Here is a 22246-nt window from a genome sequence, read left to right on the forward strand (position 1 = left end):
CGGCCGGCACCGCAGCGCCACCGTGGCGGCGCCCGCCGGATCGACGACGCGGTCGACGTCCATCACGCGCCGTCGCCCTAGCCGCCCGCGAGCAGGCGCTCGACGGTGGCGCGCGGCGTGCCGTCGGCGGGCCGGACGTAGGTGGCGTGGCCGTGATCGTCCGACGACGCGGTCCACAGCTTGCCGGTGGCCTCGGCGCGGGTCAGGAAGCCGGCGGCGACCTCGGCGACGTGGCGCGAGGTGTAGACCTCGTGGCCGCGGGCGTGATCGAGGACGCGGGCCATCCGCGCCTTGTCGCGGATCCGCGCCGGGTGGGCGACGATGTCGATCGCGCCGTCGGCGCGGATCGTCTCGATCGCCTCCTCGGGCGACCAGCCGAACAGCGCGGCGTCCTCGGTCCAGAACCGGACGTGGTGGCGGATGAACTCCTGGTAGACGCCGCGATCGCGGGCCAGCAGCAGGTTCAGGAAGCTCTGCAGCTGCGGAAACTCGGTGCCGTGGCGGCGCTCGAGCGCGCGATCGGGGTCGATGAACCAGCGGCGCGCCGCCGGCAGCCGGTCGAGCCAGTCGAGGCACAGCTCGCGCCAGCGCCGGCACACCCGCACCGCCCGCGCGCCCAGCGCGGTGTCGCCGAGCGTGCCGTCGAGGGCGCGGCCCGGCGGGAAGTAGGCCAGGACGTGGACCTGCTCGGCGCGCGGCGTGCCGAAGTGGACGAACGAGGTGACCTCCATCGCCGGCAGCAGCGTGACGCCGAGCGTGCGCGCCGCGGCGGCCGCGCGCGGCACGCCGGCGAAGGTGTCGTGATCGGAGATCGCGATCACCTCGAGGCCGAGCTCGGCGCGGAACTGGACGTAGTCCTCGGGCGTGGCGCGGCCGTCGGAGAAGATCGTGTGGCCGTGCAGATCGGTGGCCACGCGATCGGCGCCGGGCGCGGCCGCGGCGGTGACGGCGCGCGCGGCGATCACGTCGGCCCCGGGGTCTGCTTGTCGACGCGGTAGTTGCTGCCGCCGTTGTTGTCCCAGAACTCGTAGGTGCGGGCGCCGTTGACGACGCCGTGGCGGTAGACGACCGCGTACTCGAAGGCGTCGGCGCCGCCCGGCAGGTCGAGGTCGATCTGCCAGCGCTCGCGGCCCGGGCTCCACGGGAAGTCCTCGACCCAGTACCAGGCGTTGTGGTCGCCGGCGCTGCCCATGCCGAGGCGGATCACCGTCTGCCAGCCGTCCTTCGACGCCACCAGCTCGATGCCCTTGTCGTAGTCGAGGTCGGCGATCTGCATCGACAGCGTGCCCTGGACGCCGTCGTCGGTGACCGTCACGGTGCTGGTCCACGGCTCCATGCGGATGACCTGGTAGTCCGGGCCCTCGTTGACGACGTGCAGCTCGCCCTGGTTGTCGTCGAGGAAGGTGTGGCCGGCGCCGTCCTGGTACCAGCTGTCGAACAGCACCGTGGTCTGCCAGGTCGGCACGTTCATGACGACGTGCCACTCCTCGTCGCTGCCGTTGCTGCCGACGTAGTAGCCGACCGCGGTGCGCTCGGAGAGGTCGTCGGGCGTGTGGTACACCACGCCGACCCGCTTCCACGCCAGGTCAGCGCCGGCGACCGGCTTGACGCGCAGCTTGACGAAGACGTCGATCGAGCCGCAGCCGAAGCGGGTGTTGGGCTGGCGACAGACCGACCAGTGGTCGCCGGTGAAGCTGACCATGGAGGTGTTGCGCTGGCCCTCGAACTGGGCCCAGTCGGCCTGCTCGGCCGAGCCCAGCTCGGGATCGTCGACGCAGGCGGCGGCCAGCGGCAGCTGCAGCGCGGCGGCGCCGGTGAGGGCGAGGCCGCCGGCACCGGCGGCGGCGGTGCCGGTGCGCAGCCGGCGCATCGCGCGGGCCAGCAGCGTCGGGATCGCCGGGGTGGAGGAGGACGGCACGAGGGAGTCGTCGTGGATGGGGGAGGTCATCTCGACCGGGGGCGGCAGCAACCGACGTGCCAGCCGCCGGCGCACGCAGGTTGCGAGAATCGGTGGGCCGCGTGGTCTGGCCGGCGGGGCGCGCGTTGCCGAACGCGACGCTGGCAACACGAGTATCCTGGGAGCCATGTTCGACCCCGGCGATCCACGTCTCAAGGGCAGCGAGGCGCGGCTGTGGCGGCTCATCGAGGAGCGCACCCGCCCCGGCGCCGACAAGGCCGCGATCGACCGCCGCATCTGGGACCTGTTCGGCGAGACCTGGGCCGTGATGTTCACCGACCTGTCCGGCTTCTCGCGACGCGTCGAGGAGTACGGCGTCATCCACTTCCTGCAGACGATCCACGAGCACAAGGAGCTGCTGCTGCCGATCGTCGCCGACCACGACGGCATCCTCATCAAGGCCGAGGCCGACAGCTTCCTGATCCTGTACCGCCGCCCCGACGCCGCCCTCGACTGCGCGCGCGCGATGATGGCGGCGTGCGAGCGGATCAACGTCGGCCGCGCCGAGGAGGAGCTGATCCTGCTGTGCGTCGGCATCGGCTACGGCCGGCTGCTGCGCATCGGCGACCACGACGTCTACGGCGCCGAGGTCAACGCCGCCAGCAAGCTCGGCGAGGACGTCGCGCGCGCCAAGGAGATCCTGCTGACGGCGGCGGCGGTCGAGGAGCTGAAGGCGCGAGACGACGTCGAGGTCGAGCCGGTCGGCGCCGAGGTGAGGGTCGCGCCGGGCAGCTTCCGTCTGATCGGCGGGTGAGGCGGCCGCGGGGGAGGCCGCGGAGGCGGAGGCGGAGGCGGAGGCGGAGGCGGAGGCGGAGGCGGAGGCGGAGGCGGAGGCGGAAGCGGAAACGGAAACGGAAACGGAAACGGATCCCGGTCACGGATCCCGGTCACGGTCACGGACCACGGATCGCGGAAACGGATCCGGCCGGCGGACCCGGTCGGCTCTGCCGCTCCGCGCGGCGCCCGTTACTCTCTCCGAGCGCTGCGCTCGGTGCCCGCGCTGCCCGCGCTGCCCGCGCCGCCCGCGCTGCCCGCGCTGCCCGCGCTGCCCGCGCCCTCGAGGTGCTCCCGCAGTAGCTTCGCCAGCCACGTCAAGAATCTCCCGTTCGCTCCCGCGTCGACGTCGTCTCCGATCCCCGCGCTCGTCCGCAGCGCGTCGCCCGCGATCGCGTTGCCGAACAGCGCGAGGCCGGCGAGCAGGACGGTGAACAGCGTGTCCTCGGCGTCAGCCTTGGTGGCGCCGCACGCGCCGCCCGCGACCCGCATGGCGTGGATCGTCTGCGCGATGTGCTGCATGCGGACGCCGTAGCCGACCGGGTCGACGTCGTGGCCGCTGAGGTACATCCACACCAGCAGGCGCGCGTGGCCCTCGTCGGCGAGGGCGCGGAACAGCCGCTCCATGAGCGACACCGCCTGGTCGTCGCCCAGATCGCCGCGCAGGGTGGCGAACACCTGGGCCTCGATGCGCCGCGCGGTGCGCTCGACCACGGCGCGGACCAGGCCGTCGCGGCTGCCGAAGTGGTGGAGGATCGCCGGGTGCGACATGCCGATCTCGTCGGCGAGCTGGACCAGGCGCAGCGAGTCGGGGCCCTGGCGCGCCAGCTGGGCCTCGGCGGCGTCCAGGATCAGCTCGCGTGCGTCGTCGGCGGTCCGCCGGATGCGCCCGGGTCGTGGCCCTTTGGTTCCCATGGTTCCGCCATCTTACACCCTGCTATTGACAGTGCTGTCAACAGGTACTACTGACAGAGCTGTAACTAGCTCGCCGCCAGCCGCCAGCCGCCAGCCGCCAGCCGCCAGCAGCCGTCGGTCGGTGCTACTTGCCCTTCGGGCGACGCTTGGCGCCAGCGCTCTTGCCGACGCTGCCGCCGCTCAGCGCCGGGGCCATGCCGGCGAGAATCTCGCGGTAGCCGTGCTCGCGGAACATCGACTCGCTGATCATGACGCTGGGCATGCGCAGGCAGTTGTCGAGCACGCCGGGACCGTGCAGGAACAGGATCTCGGGTTTGACGTTCACATGCGGCATGCCGGACTGCGCCGAGCGCAGGTCCTCCCACTCGACCATGACCAAGTATTCGGCCGGCACCGTGTAGCCTTCCCAGACCTCGGCGGTGCGCTTGAGCTTTGGCCCGGACGGATCGATCAGGTCCTGCATCACGGATTCGACCGTCGCGTGCCCGCTGCCGAGCGTCGAAAGCCCCACGCGCTTGAGGATCTGGTAGCCGATCATGCCCGGCGTTTCCTTGAGCAGCGACATGGTCTGGATCTCGGCGTTCTCGAATTCGGCCTCCTTGCCGGGCCGCACGATGTGGCGCGCCAGCACCGTGACCGTCTCGCCGGAATCGAGCGCGAAGCCGCTGGTGTCGCCGGCGTTCTCGAACCCGCGCTTGATCATCTGGTTCTTCGAGATCAGCTTCGGCAGGTCCGAGGCGACCACGCGATAGACCGGCTCCTCCGGCCCGTCGAGCAGCACGTCGCCGCACTTTGCGCAGGCGTCGACCACGACGTCCTCGTAGGTCTCGTGGAAACGCTCGTGCGCCTCGGGACTCTCCCAGTAGGTGAACTGGTCTATCCAGATATGCGAGAGCTTCTCGCTCATGTCGGAACTCGCGCCCCAGCGCAGCCCCATCGGGCAGGTACCGAGCTGGCGCATCAGGTCGAAACCGCGGAAGCCCGGGGTGAGCGCCGTGGCGAGGCACATCTTCGAGCTCGCCTGCTTCATCATGCGCATCAGCGCGGGATCGTTGTTCACGAGCACCCGGTTGATCGCGACGTACAGGGGCGATTTCGGTTCGGCGTCGTAAAGCGCCTTGATGTCAGCGGACATGCATCACTCCAGTCAGAAACGACCCGTTGCGAGGCGGGCCAAGGTAACAAACTCGCGCGCGGAATTCAGCGCGCAAACAATTGCGACGGATCGCGAAACGCCTTGAATTCCAGCGCGTTGCCGGCAGGATCACGAAAGAACATCGTCGCCTGCTCGCCGACCCGGCCGGCAAAGCGGATATGCGGCTCGATCTCGAACGCCACGCCGTGCTCGCTCAGCCGTTCGGCGAGTCGCTGCCAGTCGTCCCAGCCGAGCACCACGCCGAAATGCGGCACCGGTACGGCATCGCCGTCGACGCCATTGAACGCCTGCCGGCCGGCGAGCCCGGGCGCGTGATGCGCGACGATCTGGTGGCCATAGAGGTCGAAATCAACCCAGTCCGGCGCCGAACGACCCAGCCCGCAGCCGAGCACATCGCGGTAGAATCGGGTCGCGGCCTCCAGGTCATCCACCGGGAAGGCCAGATGGAACGGTGGTGTCATGCGTGCAGCTCACTTCTAAGAACAGCGTGAACGAGCCTACCCCGATCACCGTGATGAGTTCGGTACCCGACCCAAACGGGATCGCCGAACTCATTCTCCCGCAGTACGAGCTGCCGCGCTCGGCCGAGTGCACGTACTTCGCGCGCGGCATGCACGACACCTACCGCGTCGACACAGAAGCGCAGCGCTTCTATCTGCGCGTGTACCGACCGCGCCTGCGCGACGAGGCGGCGATCCGTTATGAACTGGAACTCCTGCTGTTCCTGAAGAGCAAACACTTTCCCGCCGCCTGGCCGATGCAGACGAAAGACGGCCGGCCCTACACACTGATCGACGCCCCCGAGGGCCCGCGCATCGCCGTGCTGTTCATCGAGGCGCCGGGGCGCTCGGTCGGTCGCTGCCTGACCGAATCCCAAGCCCGCGCACTGGGTATGCGCGTGGCCGAGATGCACACCCTGTGCAAGGACTTTCGCACGCCGCACCGCCGCGCCGCGCTGGATGTCGAGACGCTGATCGACACCCCGATCAAGATGCTCGAACCACTGTTGCGCTCGCGCCCGAACGACCTGGCACTGCTCCAGCAGATCGGCACGACCCTGCGCCGCGCCGTCGCGGACCTGCCACGCAAGCCGCCGCTGTGGGGCGTGTGTGCCGGCGACATCCACACCGGCAATGTGCACTTTGGCGATGACGACGATCCGACCCTGTTCGACTTCGACCAGTGCGGACCCGGCTGGCGGGTGTTCGAGGTCGCGAAGTTCCTGCAATACGCGTTTACGGTCGACCTGCCCTCGAGCGTGCGCACGGCATTCGTTTCGGGCTACCAGTCGCTGCGCCCGCTCGATGCACGGGAGATCCGGCTGATCCCGGACTTCATGCAGGCCGCGGTGATCTGGATGATGGGTTTTCGCGCGGCGCTGCCCGAGGTGGTACCGCGCTCGACATTCTCGATCAGTTACTTTGATCGTCGCTTTGCGACACTGCGTGCCATCGCCGGCCGCGGCGCGGCCGTGCTGCGCTGAAGTTCAGAAAAACTCCGAGCGATTCAGAATTTCCGGCGACACGAGGAGGCACTATCTGGCAGTCAGGAGCGGATTGAGCTGATCATCACAAAATCGCGACACATCCGTGTGTCGCACAACGACCCTGAGTCATTGGGCCCCGCACCTCAGCCCCAGATGTCACCAACGATGTTGCGATACCAGCTGTGCGCGTACACGGCTTCGCGTTTGTGCAGAGCGGTATCGCCGTCGGCCGGGGATACCCCACCAGAGTTCTTGACGCTTACGATCTTTCCATCCACGAACTGATACACGCCGGCCACCGATATGCCGTGCTCGGGCGCGATCAGGCTGTAGCACGTGTTCACGTACGACGGCGGCGCCACGCTGTGTCCGTTCGCGCGCGCGGCAATGTTCGCAGCCGCGACCTTGCCCTGTGAGTTCGCCGCATAGCCAGATTTCGGCATGGCACCGGCGATGCAGGCATCGCCGATCACAAAGACATCCTTGTGCAGCGTGGACTCGAAGCTGCGTTGGTCGACCGGGCACCAACCGGATTCATCCACGAGCCCCGCGCGGGCTGCAATCGCGCCGGCCTTCTGCGCCGGGATGATGTTCGCGACATCGGCATGATGCTCTGCGAACTCGGTCATCACGATGCGCTTGCCGGTATCCACACCCAGAACCTTGCCGTCGTCGCTGCTCGACACCCAGGTAATCATGTCGCCGTAGTGCTGCTTCCAGCCAGCCTGGAACAGGCCCTGTTTGGAAAACTTGCTCTTGGCGTCCAAAATCATGATCTTCGAACGCGGCTTGTGGTGCTTGCAGTACAGCGCAATCTGCGCCGCTCGCTCGTATGGACCAGGCGGACAACGAAACGGGTTCGGCGGCGCCGCGATGATGACGGTACCGCCATCGGGCATGGACTCGATCTGCTTTTTGAGCAGCAGGGTCTGCGGCCCGGCCTTCCAGGCATGCGGCATGATCTCGGCCGCGGTCTCGCTATAGCCGGCAATGGAATCCCAGCGCAGGTCCACGCCCGGGGACACAACCAGATAGTCATACCCCAACGTCTGACCATTGCCGAGCTTCACGCGCTTGGCAGCTGCATCGATCTCGCCAACCTCGGCGTGGACGACCTTCACACCGCGCGCGGCCAACCCATCAAATCCGATCGTCAGCGACTCCATCGCGCGCTCGCCCGAAAGAACTTCGTTGCTCAACGGGCAGGAGATGAATTTTTCATCGCGGTCGATCAGCATAACCTCAATGCCCGGGTCGTACAGGCGCAGATACTTTGCGGCCGTCGCGCCACCATACCCCCCCCCAATGACCACGACCCGCGCCTTCGCCCCCGCGCGGGCGGACAGCGGGATACCCGCCGCGCCCAGCAGCAGCCCGCCACCAAGCAGGCCGACGAATTCTCTGCGATTGATTCGAGACATGTGCCGATCCTCTGAGCAAATCTTCGGTTACTTCTGGCTAGCGTAAAAGGCCGCCAGCGCCAGCTTGTCCTCTTCAGACAGGCCCGTGAACATCGCCCGCATCACGGATGCACCGGCGGAGATTCCGACCGCCGGGTTCTGGATGTCCTGCATCTGAAAATACAGATAGTCCGCGTACTGGCCGTTCAGGTTCGGCGTGGTCGGGCTGGGCGAGACGCCGGTCGGGCCATGGCAGGCCGAGCAGAAGCGGCTGGCTTGCAACTCGCCACCATGCGCGGCAAGGCCTGTATCCACAGTCTGTGCGGCAGGTTTCCACGGCTGGGCCGCGAAGAAATCCGCCATGGCGTTGATCTCCTCGTCCGAGTAGCCGCGTGCAAGCCGCCCCATGATGGTCGAGGCGCGCTCGCCACTCTTGTAGGCGAGCATGGCGCTACGGATGTAGGTCGCCGGAAGCCCCGCGATCAGCGGCGCCTGCCCCTGGCTTTGGCCAAGCGTGCCATGGCAACCCGCACAAGGATGACTCACCATGGCCGCGGCGGGCGACTCGGCTCGAACCGGCGTGATCGCGAGCGCGATAGGTCCGACGATTGCGGCCAGAACAATGTTCTTTATGCTCATTACCGATTTCTCCGAAATTCATGTGGCGTGTCGACCGGCAACCTTGCCGTAGGAAGCCTGGGTCAATGGGGATGTTGATCATATGAACCCCGATAATTCACGCGAAAGCGGGCTTGGCGAAATCTAGTCTCGCGACATCGGGCACCGAGACCGACCGGGACCCAGACCACCCGCGCGGTCCGGGTCCGGTCTCGACCCGCCTGACAACATCACTCGAACATGTGCTTGTATCGAACGCCCACGAATGTAGCCGACTGCTTTGGATCCTGCAGCACGGTCGTGCCGTCGTTCGTCGTGCCGTAGGTAAACGGGGAACCATCGGCGAACTGCCAGCTCCAGTCGTTGGTGCGCCAGCGCTCGTGGATGACGTCCACACGCACCAGTGAACTCTTTGACAGCGAGTACTCGGCGAACGCATTGAGGATCGTCGCCTTGTTGACGACGTCATCCAGCGGACCGCCGCTGGCGGCGTTGTAGTCCGTATCCGGATCACCGTTTTCACCGATCGGGATGACCGTGTCGTTGTACTCGCTCTTGGTACGGGTATAGCTCGCGTTCGCACCGACCTTGAGCCGACCCATGGGCTTGCCTTCAATACCCAGGCCCACGGAGGTTCCGGTATCGCGCAGCGTACTGTCACGGTCGAGTTCGTGGTTTTCGGTAACGCGATCCCAGCTGCCGTTGAATTGATCGGCCTCGGTGCGGTCATACGCGGCCCAGGCCGTGACGTGCCAATCCGCGTTGATTGCAAAGTCCGCGTCCACGGAATAGAAGTTTGCCGTGCCTTCGCTCAGTCCATATCGGTTTGAGCCGGGGCCGTAGTCGTCCTGCGAATGCTCTGCGGTGAACTGCAGGCCGAGGTTCTCCGTTGGCGTCCAGTTCACCGTTCCGCGAATCTTGTCTCGATCACGGTCGGCAATGTTGATCGGGTTGATGCCCGAGCCCGCCACGCCTTCCGAATGCACGGCCGGCGCATAGTCCGACCCATCGCGTTTACTGTGCAGGTAGGCAATGGAGCCGTTGATGGTCTCGGACATCGCCTTGCGCAACTGGATGCGGTAGGTGGTCTCGTCGATGTCCGCACGCCACGGCACGTAGCGCTCGTCATCCAGCCCGTCCATGTCGCCGTCGGCGCCGAACGGCACCGTGCGATCCTGCTCGCGGTAGTCCACACCGGCGATCAGGCTGAGTCCATGGCCAAAGGTGTAGGTACCCTCGACCTTGCCGGTCAGCGTCTCGTAGTCCAGCGGGGTGCTGTGAACACCGCTGCCCGTGGTAACGACCAACCACTCTGGCGTCTTCTCGTTGACCCGGTGATAGTTCACGCTCGCGGCCAGATGCAGCATCGGCAATGGCCGAGCCGTGAGTCCAAAGTACAGCTGTGTCGTATCCAACTCGCCGTCGAGGCTCGATGGAGCGATCGGGTCGGCCAGGCCCGGAATGTCCGCGGTCGGCAGATGCTCGTCCTGGGTCGCATGCGTGTACGAGGCACGGAAGGTCGCGCGCGTCGTGGGCGTAACACTGAAACCACCGTTCAGGAACACCTGATGCGCCTCGTTGCTCATCGGCAGCGACAGGTAGTATTCCGAGCCCGGCGACATGATGCCGCGGTAGCTCGTGACCAGGTCGTGGTCATTGTCATACCAGCTGCCGTAGTAACCGCCCGATAGCTGCAACTGGTCGCCGACGTAGTTCAGTGTGGCTTCGACCTGTTTGATCGTGGAATCGATCGGCTCGACCGCGAACTCGGGCTGGCCGCCACGCCCCCAGTGGCGCGTGCCGTCCTTTTCCTCGTTCTTGAAGTCGATCTTGATGTTGAACTGGGGCGTGATGTAGTAAAAGCCGTCCAGCCCGATCTTTTCACGGTCCGTGCCGATATGCCGGTCGGCACCCGTACCCGGCACATAGCCATCGGCAGAATCGGGCACCATTTGCTCGGTCGTGCCAAAGCCCGCCATGCCCGTATTCACCGTCCACGGCGCGTTGCGCACGATGCGGTCGTAACTCAGGCCCAGTCCGAACCTGCCCTGCTGCTGGTAGTGGATGTCGAACTCGCGACTGTCGATGCCGAGGTCACGCACCTTGCCCGTGAGCCAGGAGCCATTGCTCAGATCGCGCCCACGCAGGTCCGCGTCCAGCAGCAGGATGGTCTCGTCGTCGCGAATGCCGTCGAACATGCCGAACTGCTCGCGCTCACCGCTCCAGTGACCGACGCCGACCGACACGCTACTGCCCTTGAAGTCCAGCCCGCCTTCGGCCTGCACGGAAGTCGCAAGCACCGTCGCGATGGCCGCGGAGATCGCGGTCAGTACCCAGGTCTGTTTGTTGGTTTTCATGTTCGTCTCCCCTGGTGATCAGCGACGGAACCGGCCGGCGGTCGCACTGTTCTGCGTGCTGTTTCCGCCGTGGATGTTCGTGTGGCAGTTCAGGCAGCCGCGACCCACCGTGCCCATGAGGCTGGAACTGGTCGAGCGCGAGCCCGGGAGCGTGGGCAATTGGCCCGGATGACTCGTATGGCTGTGGCATTCCTGGCACAGATACGGTGGCCGGTACTTGAGCATGTTCGCAACGATCGTGCCGTGCGGGTTATGGCAGATCGTGCAGTCCTCGGTCACCGGCTGATGGTTGTGCACGAACGGACCGCGCTTCTCGGCATGGCACTGGTAGCAGGTCTCGTTGACGCTGTCCTTGATCAGGTTCTTCGTGCCCGCCGAGCCGTGCGGGTTGTGGCAGTCCGAACAGCCCATCTCACCTTCCAGCACCGGGTGGTGCGAAGGCCGGTGCAGTTCTGAGCGCTTGTCCTTGTGGCAGGTGAAGCAGACCTCGGTCTGCGTTTCCTTGTCGCGCGCCTTGTCATGCGCCTCGTGAACCGTGTGGCAGCTCGCGCAGGCAACACCGCGCGACTCGTGCGCGCTGCCAGCCCAGAACATGTGCTTGCCGCCCTTGTGGCAGCCGGTGCAAACCTCGTTCTTCTCGTCGGCGCTGGCGTGCTTGAGGCTCTTGGGATGCGAGGCCTTGGGATTCTTCAGATGCTCGCTGGCGTCGCCGTGGCAGGCCTGACAGCCACCGTTCGCCGCCGGTGTACGCCCGTCGGCCTTGACCCCGTGCTTACTGAGCCAGATCGCCGGCTCATTGCTGTCAGGGCCGGCGGTCGGCACCCTGGGGGCATCCGGATTGGAGCCGTTATGGCAGTTCATGCACAACTGGCCGGAATCAATCATTGCCGTGATTGGGTTTACGGCTGGCGTATCCGCAAGAGCCAGGCCCGGCAGGGCCAGGGACAGCAACCACGCGGCAACAGCAGCACTTCGGCGTGCGAGCACCATGAGCCCCTCCTTCATCCAGTGTTATGCGTCGCCCGGCCGGGGAGACCGACGCGACGTGGGCCAGAGGCCCTGGTTTGGTTCTAGGGCGGGAATGCGCGCACGACGATCGACCGGCGTGTCCCGTTGCCAGAAATGTAGAGCGACGGAATTAAAAAAAAATTAATTTCCTGTCGCGGCCTGGCAACTTGTTGCGTTGTTGACATATGTCAACGTGCAACGGCGCAACACCGGGGGGGCAGACCCTCTCGGGGTTCTACAATTTCACAGAGGGCCACGGCCCGTTGAAGCAGTCTGTCCAAGTACCCGGGCTTGCCCATGGAGTCTTCCGCAATGCGATTGCTGCTGGTCGACGATGACCCCGCGCTCACCGACGGACTTTCCCGTTTGCTCGCCGGAATTGGCTACGAGGTGGAACTGGCGGGCGATCTGGCGATGGCACGGTCTGCGCTGAAGCGCGGCGGTTTTGATGTCGCGATCCTCGACCTCGTGCTCGCCCGCGGCAACGGACTGCAGCTGCTGGCCGAATTCAAATCACTGTTCAGCACGCTTCCGGTGCTGGTCTTGAGCGGCTGCGGCACGCTGCGCGACAAGTTGCGCGCGTTCGAACTTGGCGCGTCCGACTACCTGGCGAAACCGTTTGAATTCCCGGAACTGGGCGCGCGGCTCAAGGCCATCTGTCGACGGCACGCAGAGCCGGACCGGCATCTGCTGCGCTTTGCCGATCTGGAACTGAACCTGCACACCCACACCGCGACCCTGCGCGGCGAGGAAGTCGCGCTGTCACGCCGCGAGTTCTGCATCCTGCGCAGCCTGGTCGAGCACCCCGGCCAGATCGTGACCCGCGCCGTGCTGGAGAGAGCCTTTGACCGGCAGGTTCGCGAACTCGCCAGCAACAGCATCGAAGTTCACATCCACAACCTGCGCAAGAAACTCCCGGCGAAGGTCATTCGTACCGTTCACGGTCTCGGTTACACGCTGTCAGTACCCGCAGCGTGAACTCGCTGCACCATCGGCTGTTCTCGATTTTAGGCGCACTGGCGGTCATCGTCTGGACCGTGGTGCTGGTCATCGCGGCCGTGATGGCAGGCGAACGTGAGCGCGCACACTTTGACGCAGAACTCGCGCGACTCGCGTCATCTCTTGCCGGTGGCGGGCTGAACGCGGAAGCCACGCCACCGGAACCAGACCACCCGAGGTTGCGGGTTTCGGTTCATCGTGCGACCGGAGACCCACAAGCCAGGAATGGTCGCATCGCGTTCGACTGCGGGCCGCCCGGAACGCCCCGCGACATCTCGCTCGACGGTGAACCATGGCGTTGCCAGAGCGTCGCGGGCGCGGACGGCACCGTGGCCGCAGTCGCGTCGCCGATTGACCTACGAGAAGCGCGGGCGGCCGACGAGCTTGCGCATTCCCTGTGGCCGATCGTGCTCGGCCTGCCGCTTTCCATCGTTGCTTTGTGGCTGGGCATTCCGGTCTGTCTCGGCCCGCTGAACCGCGTGGCGCGAGAGATTTCAGCCCGCGATGCCGATCACCTCGATCCCGTGCAGATGCTCGACACGCCGCGCGAAATCCGCCCGCTGGTAGCCGAGCTGAATCGCCTGCTGTCGCGGCTCGAAGAGGTCTTCAGCCGTTCGAGCCGTTTTGCGTCCGATGCCGCGCATGAACTGCGTGCGCCGGTGACTGCGATTCGCGCGCAGGCCGAAGCCGGACTTGCCGCGGCAACCGATGCTGAACAACGGCAGTCGCTCGAACAGATCCTGGGCGTCGCCAACACCTGTAGCGGGTTGGTGGAGCAGATTCTGGTGCTGGCCCGACTCGAGCCCGAGGTCCTGATGGATATGGGCGACGAGGTCGATCTGCAGGCGGCCGCACAGTCCGTGCTCGGTCTGATCGCGCCGGCTGCGTTCGCGAAAGACATCGAGCTGTCCTACGACGAATCCGGGCCAGCGAGCGTGCACGGCAACGCGGAACTGGTTCGTGTGTTGCTGCACAACCTGCTCGACAACGCGATTCGCTGTACGCCGATCGGTGGCGATGTCCGGATCTCGATTCGCGCTGACGCGCGATCGATCGGCGTGTCGGTGGAAGACACCGGACCGGGGATCCCGGCCGCGGACCGCGAACGTGTGCTGCAGCGATTCTGCCAGCTGCCGGAATCCGTGGGTGCCGGCTATGGTATCGGACTATCCATCGTCGAACGCATCGCCCACGCGCATGACGCTCACATCGCACTGGACGACGGGCCCAACGGCAGGGGGCTGCGGGTGAGCGTGCGGTTTCCGCGTCCCTGAGCACCTACAGCCGGCCGCCCCAATCTGGATGATGGGCTTTCGCGCGGCGTTGCCAGAGGTCGCACTGTGATCGACATTCTCGGTCAATTGCTTCGATCGTCGCTATGCGACACTGTCGCCATCGCCGGCCGCGGCGCGGTCGTTCTGCGCTGAAACAGTCATACGCCGGCCACGCGCTCTGTGAGCCAGAACGCCCCGATCACGGCAATGAAAAGTGAACCGGCGCGCAGCACCACATACCGATAGATCTTTGAGTTGCGCAGCGTAAACAGTGGCGGTGCAATCAAGGCGACAATGGCCAGCTGACCCGCTTCCACGCCGAGGTTGAATCCGGCCAGCGCCCAGCCGCGAGCCGCATCCGGCAGGCCGAGTTCCGTGAGCGCGCCGGCAAACCCCAATCCGTGAATCAACCCGAATGCGAACGCGAGAATCCAGCGACGGCGTGTGACGACCGGCCAGACATTGTTCAGCGCCGCGACGATGACGGAGGCGGCGATCATTGGTTCGACGAACGCAGGTGACAGTTCAAGCCAGCCGAACAGACCAAGCGCAAGCGTGATGGAGTGCGCAATCGTGAACGCCGTCACCACCACGGCGGTGTCAGCAAGCACTCCGCTCAGATGGGCGTGTGGCTGGTACGGTCTCGGATAACGACGAAACACGGCGGGCAACAGCAGCGTCAACACGAACAGCAGATGGTCAGTGCCCAGACCGATATGCTGAACGCCGTGGCGGAAATAATCCCATGCGTGCGAGACGCCACTCGCTTCGACGAGTTCAAACGTCCGCATGCCGGCGCTTGGATCCAATACGGCACTTTGTACTCCGGCCACCGAGCTCAGTCGAAGCAGCGCCCTGTGCTGTGCGTCCAGGGCAGCGAACAGTCGGTAATCCACGGTCACACGCCGCGGTTCGCTTTCACACCGGGCCCGCCATGTGAGCACCGCCTGATAGTCCCCGCCGCGCTGGTCGACCCGCAGGCGCCGCGCGCCTGAGCGGCAAGGGCCCGCTTGCGAACCCAATGACAGCGCATCGTCCACGAACCCCTCGATCGGCGCCTGGCGGGCGCGGAGTTCGCCCCAGGTCACGCTGCCGTCGCCGTCCGCATCCAGGCCGATTGCGAACTCCAGGTCCCTCGGCGTCAGGTCCAGCCGCACGTCGAGCGTCGCCCCCTGCACACGTATGTCGAGCCAGCCACTGCTGGACTGATGGGCACGGGCCGGCGAAGACAGTTGCGCCCATACAAGCACCAATGTCGCGAGCAAACTCCGGGTCATGGCGCCTTGGCCAACAACGCCGCGATACGCACATCGATCAACCCGGTATCGCTAATCCACTCGCGTACGGCCTGTACTGCATCGGCATCACCGGCTGCCAACGCTGCGCGCGCCAGAAGCCAAAGGTCGTGTGGCCGTTTCTGTTCACTCCAGTTCAACCGGGCCGCCGCCAGCGCCCGAGCGGCATCGGGTTCGACATCCAGCCGCCACAGCGCACGCTCGGCGGAATGGATCGGTTCTCCGCGCGCCTGCTCGGACTCGAACCACCCACGCAGGCGACGGTTCAATTCGAGTTCGTTGCCGCCCATCGCCTTGACGCTGATTGCGCGCCGCAGTGCGAGCACCAGCGGCGCATCCGCGGACACTGCCTCCAGCACCTTTGCGTGCTGTCCCGCAGCAATCCAGACATCGGCCTGCAATGCCGCGCGGTAAGGGTCAACGGGCTCGATGCGCCGGGCGGCATCCAGATGCCGTTGCGCCAGGTTGAGCTCGCCATTGCGGATGGCGAGTTCGGCGGCCGCCAGCCTGACCGCGTGAGCCTGGGTCGCGGCGACAACCTGCTCCTGATCAACCAACCGTTCGAACATCAAGCGTGCGCGCTCGGCTGCGGCGCCAAGCCCCATCGTCTCGGCAACGCAGGCCGTGGCGAGATACAGGCCCACGTCGTTGGCCGCCGCGCGGCAATCGCCCAGCGCGACTGGAGCATCGCCGCGGATGCGCCACAGCGCAGCCCGCGCCAGCAGCGCCGGCCCGAAACCTGGCCTTCGCTCGATCAGTCGGTCCAGTTCAGCCCTCGCCGAATTGAAATCGTGTCGTCGTTCGAATAATCGAGCGCGAACCAGGCCTAGCTCGAGCGGCGGATTGGGCTCCTCCCGCCATGCGGCAAGTGCGGCCTCGGCGTAGCCATCGAAACGCGGATCCGCCCGACGACGCCCAAGTTCCAGCCACTCGTGCGCGAGCGCAATCGCCGCTGACGGATCGGTGGCACCGTCGTCCACGCGCCGCTGCCCGGCGCGCAGCCGCACCAACGCCGCGTCGACCGGCACGCTGGCAAGCACCATGTGGTCGTCCTGCGGGACATACGGTTCGGCACTGGCGATCGAGATCGCAAACACGACAAAAAGCCCGGCCTGCGTCAACAGACCGGGCGACCGCAACGCGATCACAGGCATCGACCCGCGGCGACCACCGGGCCGATCTACTGCTGGGGAGCGCCCGGCAGCGGAGTGGTCAGGTACGGGAACGCATTGTCGAATTGCGAGGCATCCTGCAGGGTCTGATCGGTATACGGAAGCAGACCGTCCGGCGCATCGGTCGGCCCGCACCCGAAGGCTCCCGGGAATGCATGGCACAAAACACCCATCGCCACCCGCAGTTCGATGTCTACAACATCGTCACCGGGACGACGGCCGTTTGGAAATCCGGCCAGGTCGCCGCCGAGCGCGCCGAGGTTGTCCTGCATGTCGCCCGCCACCGGCGGGATCGTGACGTTGAGCCGCTGCATCTCTCCGACGCCGAGATCATTCAGGCCGGCCAGCCCGGCCACGAACGCCGCTACCAGATCATTGCGGGGAAAGTTGTTCGGCGCCTGAACTCCGAAGAGGATTTCCAGGATCTCCGGCAGGGTCGGGTTCGTCACATAAGTTGCAAAGTTGGCCAGATCATCCGCGGGTCGACTGGCGTTGAACCGGTCCTTGTCGGGGAGACCGATTACAACTTCGTTCACCAGCGGCATTCCCAGGCGCGACACCTGAATAAAGTTTCCGCTGACGGTCTGCGGCTCGGTGAAGTCGGGGCCATCGGGATTCAGGCTGCGGTCGCGCGGGAGCCGGGCCGTGGTCCAGCCACCGATGACAGGGCCAGCGCCCTTCAGGCAGTCGATCGGCACCTCCAGCGCAAGCGAGGTGACGTTCTTGTCGGCGATATCCGATGCCTTCGCGTCGCGCGCCCCAAGCGGATTCAGGTTGACCAGATCGAAGACCTCTCCGAGGTTTACCGCAAATGACTCACGTCGCTGTCCAACGAACAGACGGCCATTCGCGCAGCCCGGGATCTGCACATCGTGTATGTGCGAATTCGCGTAACTCGCATAGTCCTCAATGGTCATCTCGCCAGCGTTGTCAAACGGCTTCTCCATCAGGCTTCTGCCGCTACCCACCTCGGTCAGGAAACCGGCGAGCGTGCCATTACGCAGCATCTGCACGTTGAAAAACTCCGGCTGGTTTGCGTCAGCGCTGCTGGCAATCGGCTGGATCGTGCGCAGAGGCACGGCGACGTCCACGCCGTTGACCGGAACGGTTTGACCGCGCAGGAAGTTGAAAAAGTTGAAGGTGAACCGGATGTCGTCGACACCATCTCCGCTGTTGTCGATATGGATGGTATACAACGCGTCCGGATCCATCGTGAAGTAGTTGGGGCCACCGTAGGAATCCTGCAGAGGCAGGTAGTTCGCAATCAGGGTCACGAACCCACTGCGGCCCTCCTCGTAACTGCGAAACATGTAGAAGTCAGACGCGTCTACCTTCGGCATCGACGTGATCAACGGGGCCTCTCGGTGGCTGGACGCCTGCGCCAGCCCGGCCGTCACGCCGCCGGCCACCGCCAGTGCGAACAGCGACTTTTTCATATGGGACTGCATGGATGAACCTCCTTTGCCTGTCTCGGATTGGACCTGCGTGCCCGAACAGCGAGCGCCGCAGAGTCATGGACCCGCTGACCCGCTGAAAGGTGACATGCCGTCCTGTCCAGACACGCCGGCGCAGCGCCCGCTTCTGTGGTCGCCGCGTTGATCCAGCCGAACCATTAGCAGGCTGTTGAAACTCTCATTTCGACAGCCTGTTATCGCGAGACAGGGACGTCTCGCCCGAAAATCGAACATGCAAGTGTTTGATTTTCGTGAGCAACCGGAAACCACGCTTTTCGGTTGCGACGCTGAAAAGGCCATGGATGGGCCTTCTTCAACAACCTGTTAGTGCAGCAGCGGCTTGTCCACGGCCGCATCCAGACAAGCCGCTACGGTCCGACCCGTGGCCTCCGCGTGCGGACCACGTTGCGCGGGAATTTCATGCGCCGTGCCGCCATCAGGGTCTTCATCGTGGACCGAGTCGAGGCTGCATCGGGCGCCCCGTCTCCCTGGATTGGCTGACTGCCATCACGAGGTTCAGTCGGTATCGGCCACCCGGGATCGGGCCTGAAGGCATTCGGCCAGGGTTCGCGTGGAGGCATCGCGGCTGGCGAGACCGCCCGGCGAACGCGATGCGCTCTGGATGGAACCGGCCAGCTGCTTGCCGAGTTCAACGCCCCATTGATCGAACGCATTGATGTTCCAGATCACGCTCTCTACGAACACCTTGTGTTCGCACGCGGCGATCCACGCGCCGAGCGTTGCCGGCGTCAGTGCATCGAGCACGACGGTGCTGCTCGGCCGATTGCCGGGAAACGAAACATACGGCAGCCGCGCGGCGATCACGTCCGCGGGCAGCCGAGCTGATGCCAGTTGCGCGCGGGCGGTTTCGGCGCTGCGCCCGACCATCAGTGCCTCGCTCTGCGCGAGGCAGTTCGCGGTCAGGGCCTCGTGGTGTTCGGCCCATGGATGATCCGCGCGCGCGCAGACCAGAAAATCGACCGGCACGATCTGCGTGCCCTGATGCAGCGCCTGAAAAAACGCGTGTTGTGCATCCGTACCGCAGGCACCCCAGACGACCGGCGCCGTTGCATAGGCAATCCCGCGGCCATCGCGATCCACGCGCTTGCCGTTGCTCTCCATTTCGAGCTGCTGCAGAAACGCCGGAAGCAGACGCAGCCGCGCGTCGTAGGGAATGACCGCACGCGCGGCATGACCGCAGAAATTCACCTGCCAGATCTCGATCAATGCAAGCAGCACCGGAAGATTCTCTTCAACCGGTGCGGACTCGAAATGCGCGTCCATCGCGGCGGCCCCGTCGAGCATGGCCTCGAATGCCGAACGGCCGAGCGCCAGCGCGATCGGCAGACCGACCGCCGACCACAGCGAGAACCGTCCGCCGACCCAGTCCCAGAAACCGAACACGTTGTGCGCTTCGATCCCGAACGCAACGGCGGCCTCGACATTGGTGCTGACCGCGGCGAAATGTGAACGGGTCGCAGCCTCGCCCAGTGCAGCGACCAGCCAGCGGCGTGCGCTGTGTGCATTGGTCATGGTTTCGAGTGTCGTGAAGGTCTTGGAGATCACCACGAACAGCGTCGATGCGGGCTGACAGTTCGCGAGCACACGCTCGAGTTCGCTGCCGTCGACATTCGAGACGAAATGCACGCGCGGTCCGTCGCCGGACGCCGAACCGAGGGCATCACAGACCAGCGCCGGGCCGAGATGCGATCCGCCAATTCCGATCGCGACGACATCGCGCAGCCGCTGACCGGTCGCACCGGTCAATGCAACGCGGCGCACGGAATCGGCGAACGCGAGAATGCGTTCGCGCACCGCCGCGACCTCCTCGCGCACCGGCTCGCCGGCCGCCTGCCACTCGCGCACGGAACGATCGCGCAGCGCCATGTGCAGCACCGCTCGGTTTTCGGTGTGATTGATCGCCTCGCCGGCAAACAGGCGTCGACGCCAGCCCGTGAAGTCGCTCGCGGCCAGCAACGCAAACAGCGTGTCCATGGCCTCGCCGTCAAGCAGTTGCTTGGAATAGTCCAGATACAGCTCGTCGACCCGCAGGGACATGCGCTCGACACGTTCGGGCTCGCGCGCAAACAGCTCGTCGATGCGCGTATCGGCCAGCGTCTGTGCCTTGCGCAGCAGCGCCTGCCATTCAGGGCGTTGATCGGGCATCGGGCCTTTATTCATTGTCATTCGTTCCACAACCATGCGGCGCCACGCACGCCGCTTGAATCACCGTGTCGTGGCGCGACCAAGCGCGTGCGTACGACATCGGAAAACACGTATTCACCCCAGCGCGCGGGCACGTTGCGATAAAGCCGGCGCAGGTTGGAAAGTCCGCCACCGAGCACGATCGCGTCCGGGTCCAGCACATTGATGACGCCAGCCAGCGACCGCGCGAGACGATCTTCGTAGCGCTCCAGCGCGGCCTCGCAGACCTCGTCCCCGGCCGCGGCCGCGGCGACGATGCCGACCGCATCCACCGGCTGCGGGCCGTGGTGATCGCGTGCCAGCCCGGGACCGGAAAGCCAGGTCTCGATGCACCCGCTGCGTCCGCAGTAACAGGCCGGCCCGGGCAGTTCCTCGGGCCGTGGCCAGGGCAGCGGATTGTGCCCCCATTCGCCGCCGATCGCATTGATGCCCTCGAGCAGACGGCCGTGCACGACCACGCCGCCGCCCACGCCGGTGCCGAGGATCACGCCAAACACCACGCCCGCACCGGCCGCCGCGCCATCGGTGGCTTCGGACAGCGCGAAGCAGTTGGCGTCATTCGCAATGCGGACCGGCCGGCCGATACGCCGCTCGAGGTCCTCGCGCAGCGGCCGCCCGTTCAGGCAGGTGGAATTCGCGTTGCGGATCAGCCCGCTCGCGGGCGAAGGCGAACCCGGCGTGCCGATACCGACCGTGCCGCGCGCACCCAGCGCCGCATCGGCGCCCGTCACGAGTTCGGCGACCGCGGCCAGCGTGGCCGCATAGTCTCCCTGCGGCGTGGCGACCCGGCGCCGGTACCGCTCCAGTCCGTCGGCCAGCGCGAGCAGTTCGATCTTGGTGCCGCCGAGGTCCACCCCCAGCCGCAGGTCGGTCATTCGTCGCGATCCGGCGGCGGGCACTTGGGACAATCAAACCAGACGAATTCACAGTGCTTCGGCGCCAGCGCCGCCCAGTCCGCAAGCTCGCAGCGAAAGCGCACAATCCCGCAGGTCGGCACATTGTCGATGTTCAGTCCGAGGCGGTTCGCGAGTTCCGTCAGTGCCGGGTTGTGTCCGACCACGCCGACCGAACGCGCCTGCACCGGAGCGGACTCACGGATCGCGTCGAGCACGGCACGCCAGTCTTCCGTATACAGCGCATCGACGGTGAGCAGCTGCGGCTGCGTATCGACCAGCGCACGCAGCATGGCCTGCGCGGTGGCCTGCGCGCGCACGGCGGGACTGACCAGCAGGGTATCCGGCGCATCGACCCGCGCGGCCAGCCGCGCGGCCATGACCGGCGCGTCGCGCTCGCCGCGCGCATTGAGCGGGCGTTCGTGGTCGATCTGCAGCGGCTCGGCCCAGCTCGACTTTGCGTGTCGGATCAGCGTGAGGAATCGATCGTTCATCGCGTTTCGGGCCGTTCGATGAGCATGCGTCGCGCTGCTTCGTGCCAGAGCGCGGCGTAGGCTTCGGCCGCCGGATGCGAGGCCGCGAACACGCCGACCGGCGCGCGCTGCTCGCCCATGCGTTCGATCACGCTCGAATACGGAATCACCGCGCTCAACACGCGCGGATCATCGCGCTGCAACTGGCGAATCGTGTCGACATGCATGCGCTTGCGGCGGTCGGCCATCGACACGAACGGCAGCAGCAGGGGCCGGCGATCCGGGTTCTCGCCAAAGTAGTCCAGGAGCTGCGCATAGGTGCGCAGCGACAGCGTCGTCGGGATCAGCGGCACCAGCAGCGCATCGGCCGCGCGAAAGATGTTCTCGGAAACGATCGAGATGCTCGGCGGCGCATCCAGAATCAGCAGATCGTAGTCCTCGCTCAGCGGCCGGATCAGGCGCAGCAGCTGCTTGACGGGCTTCTTCGCGCCGTGCAGCTCGATGTCGAGGTTCCGGTAGGAGAAATCCGCCGGGATCAGATCCAGGCGTTCATAGTCGGTCGCGTGCACGGCCTCGGCCAGCGCGTCCTTCTTCTCGACCAGGCGTTCGACGCCGCCGCGCACGCCGGCCTCGATGCGAAAGTAGAACGTCGCGGCGGCCTGCGGGTCGAGGTCCCAGATCACGGTGCGCAGGCCGTCGCGTGCGGCCAGCCAGGCGATGTTCACGGCGGTCGCGGTCTTGCCGACGCCGCCCTTGATGTTGTAGGTCGCGACGATTTTCATTGGCGTCTTGTATCGGCGGACTCGTGGC

General features: G+C 65.9%; 20 protein-coding genes. 4 read left to right on the forward strand and 16 right to left on the reverse strand.

The features are described from left to right. Positions 1–77: 77 nt before the first annotated feature. Together KDG50_02265 and KDG50_02270 are read right to left on the reverse strand one after the other, a co-directional pair. Complete coding sequence (locus KDG50_02265; protein ID MCB1864226.1) at positions 78–965, reverse strand: PHP domain-containing protein; 888 nt, start codon at positions 963–965, stop codon at positions 78–80. Next, a complete protein-coding gene (locus KDG50_02270) occupies positions 962–1948 on the reverse strand; it encodes a hypothetical protein (GenBank protein ID MCB1864227.1) in 987 nt (328 codons plus the stop codon). Before KDG50_02270 ends, KDG50_02265 begins: the two co-directional genes overlap by 4 nt. Here KDG50_02270 and KDG50_02275 point away from each other — a divergent pair. Beyond that, on the forward strand, positions 1935–2711 hold the full coding sequence (locus tag KDG50_02275) for an adenylate/guanylate cyclase domain-containing protein (protein MCB1864228.1): 777 nt from the start codon (positions 1935–1937) through the stop codon (positions 2709–2711). The two genes, KDG50_02270 and KDG50_02275, sit on opposite strands and share 14 nt — an antisense overlap. A 212-nt stretch (positions 2712–2923) precedes the next feature. On the opposite strand, the gene KDG50_02280 is transcribed toward KDG50_02275, so the two are convergent. The 3 genes from KDG50_02280 to KDG50_02290 form a co-directional block, all read right to left on the reverse strand. Then, a complete protein-coding gene (locus KDG50_02280) occupies positions 2924–3646 on the reverse strand; it encodes a TetR/AcrR family transcriptional regulator (protein ID MCB1864229.1) in 723 nt (240 codons plus the stop codon). 124 nt (positions 3647–3770) lie between these two features. Beyond that, a complete protein-coding gene (locus tag KDG50_02285; GenBank protein MCB1864230.1) occupies positions 3771–4781 on the reverse strand; it encodes a sulfur oxygenase reductase in 1011 nt (336 codons plus the stop codon). Positions 4782–4846: 65 nt separating this feature from the next. Beyond that, entirely contained in the window at positions 4847–5263 is a 417-nt protein-coding gene (locus KDG50_02290; GenBank protein ID MCB1864231.1) for a VOC family protein, read from the reverse strand. A 53-nt stretch (positions 5264–5316) separates the two neighbouring features. Here KDG50_02290 and KDG50_02295 point away from each other — a divergent pair, with 53 nt between their 5' ends. Further along, the gene (locus KDG50_02295; protein ID MCB1864232.1) at positions 5317–6285 is read left to right on the forward strand and encodes a phosphotransferase; all 969 of its coding nucleotides are present in this window, start codon (positions 5317–5319) and stop codon (positions 6283–6285) included. Positions 6286–6431: 146 nt separating this feature from the next. Here the strand turns inward: KDG50_02295 and KDG50_02300 are convergent, their stop codons facing one another. The 4 genes from KDG50_02300 to KDG50_02315 form a co-directional block, all read right to left on the reverse strand. Then, the gene (locus tag KDG50_02300) at positions 6432–7709 is read right to left on the reverse strand and encodes an FAD-dependent oxidoreductase (GenBank protein MCB1864233.1); all 1278 of its coding nucleotides are present in this window, start codon (positions 7707–7709) and stop codon (positions 6432–6434) included. Between the two features lie 27 nt (positions 7710–7736). Next, on the reverse strand, positions 7737–8327 hold the full coding sequence (locus KDG50_02305; GenBank protein ID MCB1864234.1) for a c-type cytochrome: 591 nt from the start codon (positions 8325–8327) through the stop codon (positions 7737–7739). A 209-nt stretch (positions 8328–8536) separates the two neighbouring features. Further along, positions 8537–10663 (reverse strand): MtrB/PioB family decaheme-associated outer membrane protein, encoded by a 2127-nt coding sequence (locus KDG50_02310; protein MCB1864235.1) that lies wholly within the window; start codon positions 10661–10663, stop codon positions 8537–8539. An 18-nt stretch (positions 10664–10681) separates the two neighbouring features. Then, entirely contained in the window at positions 10682–11548 is an 867-nt protein-coding gene (locus KDG50_02315; protein MCB1864236.1) for a DmsE family decaheme c-type cytochrome, read from the reverse strand. Between the two features lie 435 nt (positions 11549–11983). Between KDG50_02315 and KDG50_02320 the strand changes: the two genes are divergently transcribed. Next, positions 11984–12649, forward strand: coding sequence for a response regulator transcription factor (locus KDG50_02320; protein MCB1864237.1), 666 nt, complete (start codon positions 11984–11986; stop codon positions 12647–12649). Beyond that, positions 12646–13944: a hypothetical protein gene (locus tag KDG50_02325; protein MCB1864238.1), complete on the forward strand. Its 1299-nt coding sequence runs from the start codon at positions 12646–12648 to the stop codon at positions 13942–13944. Before KDG50_02320 ends, KDG50_02325 begins: the two co-directional genes overlap by 4 nt. Positions 13945–14102: 158 nt before the next feature. Here KDG50_02325 and KDG50_02330 read toward each other — a convergent pair whose 3' ends face one another. From KDG50_02330 to KDG50_02360, 7 genes are all read right to left on the reverse strand, one after another. After that, positions 14103–15221 carry a HupE/UreJ family protein gene (locus KDG50_02330; GenBank protein MCB1864239.1) on the reverse strand — a complete coding sequence of 373 codons (1119 nt, stop codon included), beginning with the start codon at positions 15219–15221 and terminating at the stop codon, positions 14103–14105. After that, entirely contained in the window at positions 15218–16393 is a 1176-nt protein-coding gene (locus KDG50_02335) for a hypothetical protein (protein MCB1864240.1), read from the reverse strand. The genes KDG50_02330 and KDG50_02335 overlap by 4 nt, the downstream gene beginning before the upstream one ends. A 26-nt stretch (positions 16394–16419) precedes the next feature. Further along, a complete protein-coding gene (locus KDG50_02340; GenBank protein MCB1864241.1) occupies positions 16420–17847 on the reverse strand; it encodes a DUF4331 domain-containing protein in 1428 nt (475 codons plus the stop codon). Between the two features lie 534 nt (positions 17848–18381). Further along, a complete protein-coding gene (gene pgi, locus KDG50_02345; GenBank protein MCB1864242.1) occupies positions 18382–20031 on the reverse strand; it encodes a glucose-6-phosphate isomerase in 1650 nt (549 codons plus the stop codon). Between the two features lie 17 nt (positions 20032–20048). Continuing rightward, positions 20049–20945 (reverse strand): ROK family protein, encoded by an 897-nt coding sequence (locus KDG50_02350; protein MCB1864243.1) that lies wholly within the window; start codon positions 20943–20945, stop codon positions 20049–20051. Then, positions 20942–21457 carry a histidine phosphatase family protein gene (locus KDG50_02355; GenBank protein ID MCB1864244.1) on the reverse strand — a complete coding sequence of 172 codons (516 nt, stop codon included), beginning with the start codon at positions 21455–21457 and terminating at the stop codon, positions 20942–20944. The genes KDG50_02350 and KDG50_02355 overlap by 4 nt, the downstream gene beginning before the upstream one ends. Beyond that, a complete protein-coding gene (locus tag KDG50_02360; GenBank protein ID MCB1864245.1) occupies positions 21454–22218 on the reverse strand; it encodes an AAA family ATPase in 765 nt (254 codons plus the stop codon). The genes KDG50_02355 and KDG50_02360 overlap by 4 nt, the downstream gene beginning before the upstream one ends. Positions 22219–22246: the final 28 nt, after the last annotated feature.

This window comes from Chromatiales bacterium (genome assembly GCA_020445605.1).
In the GTDB taxonomy this organism is placed as follows: Bacteria; Pseudomonadota; Gammaproteobacteria; order JAGRGH01; family JAGRGH01; genus JAGRGH01.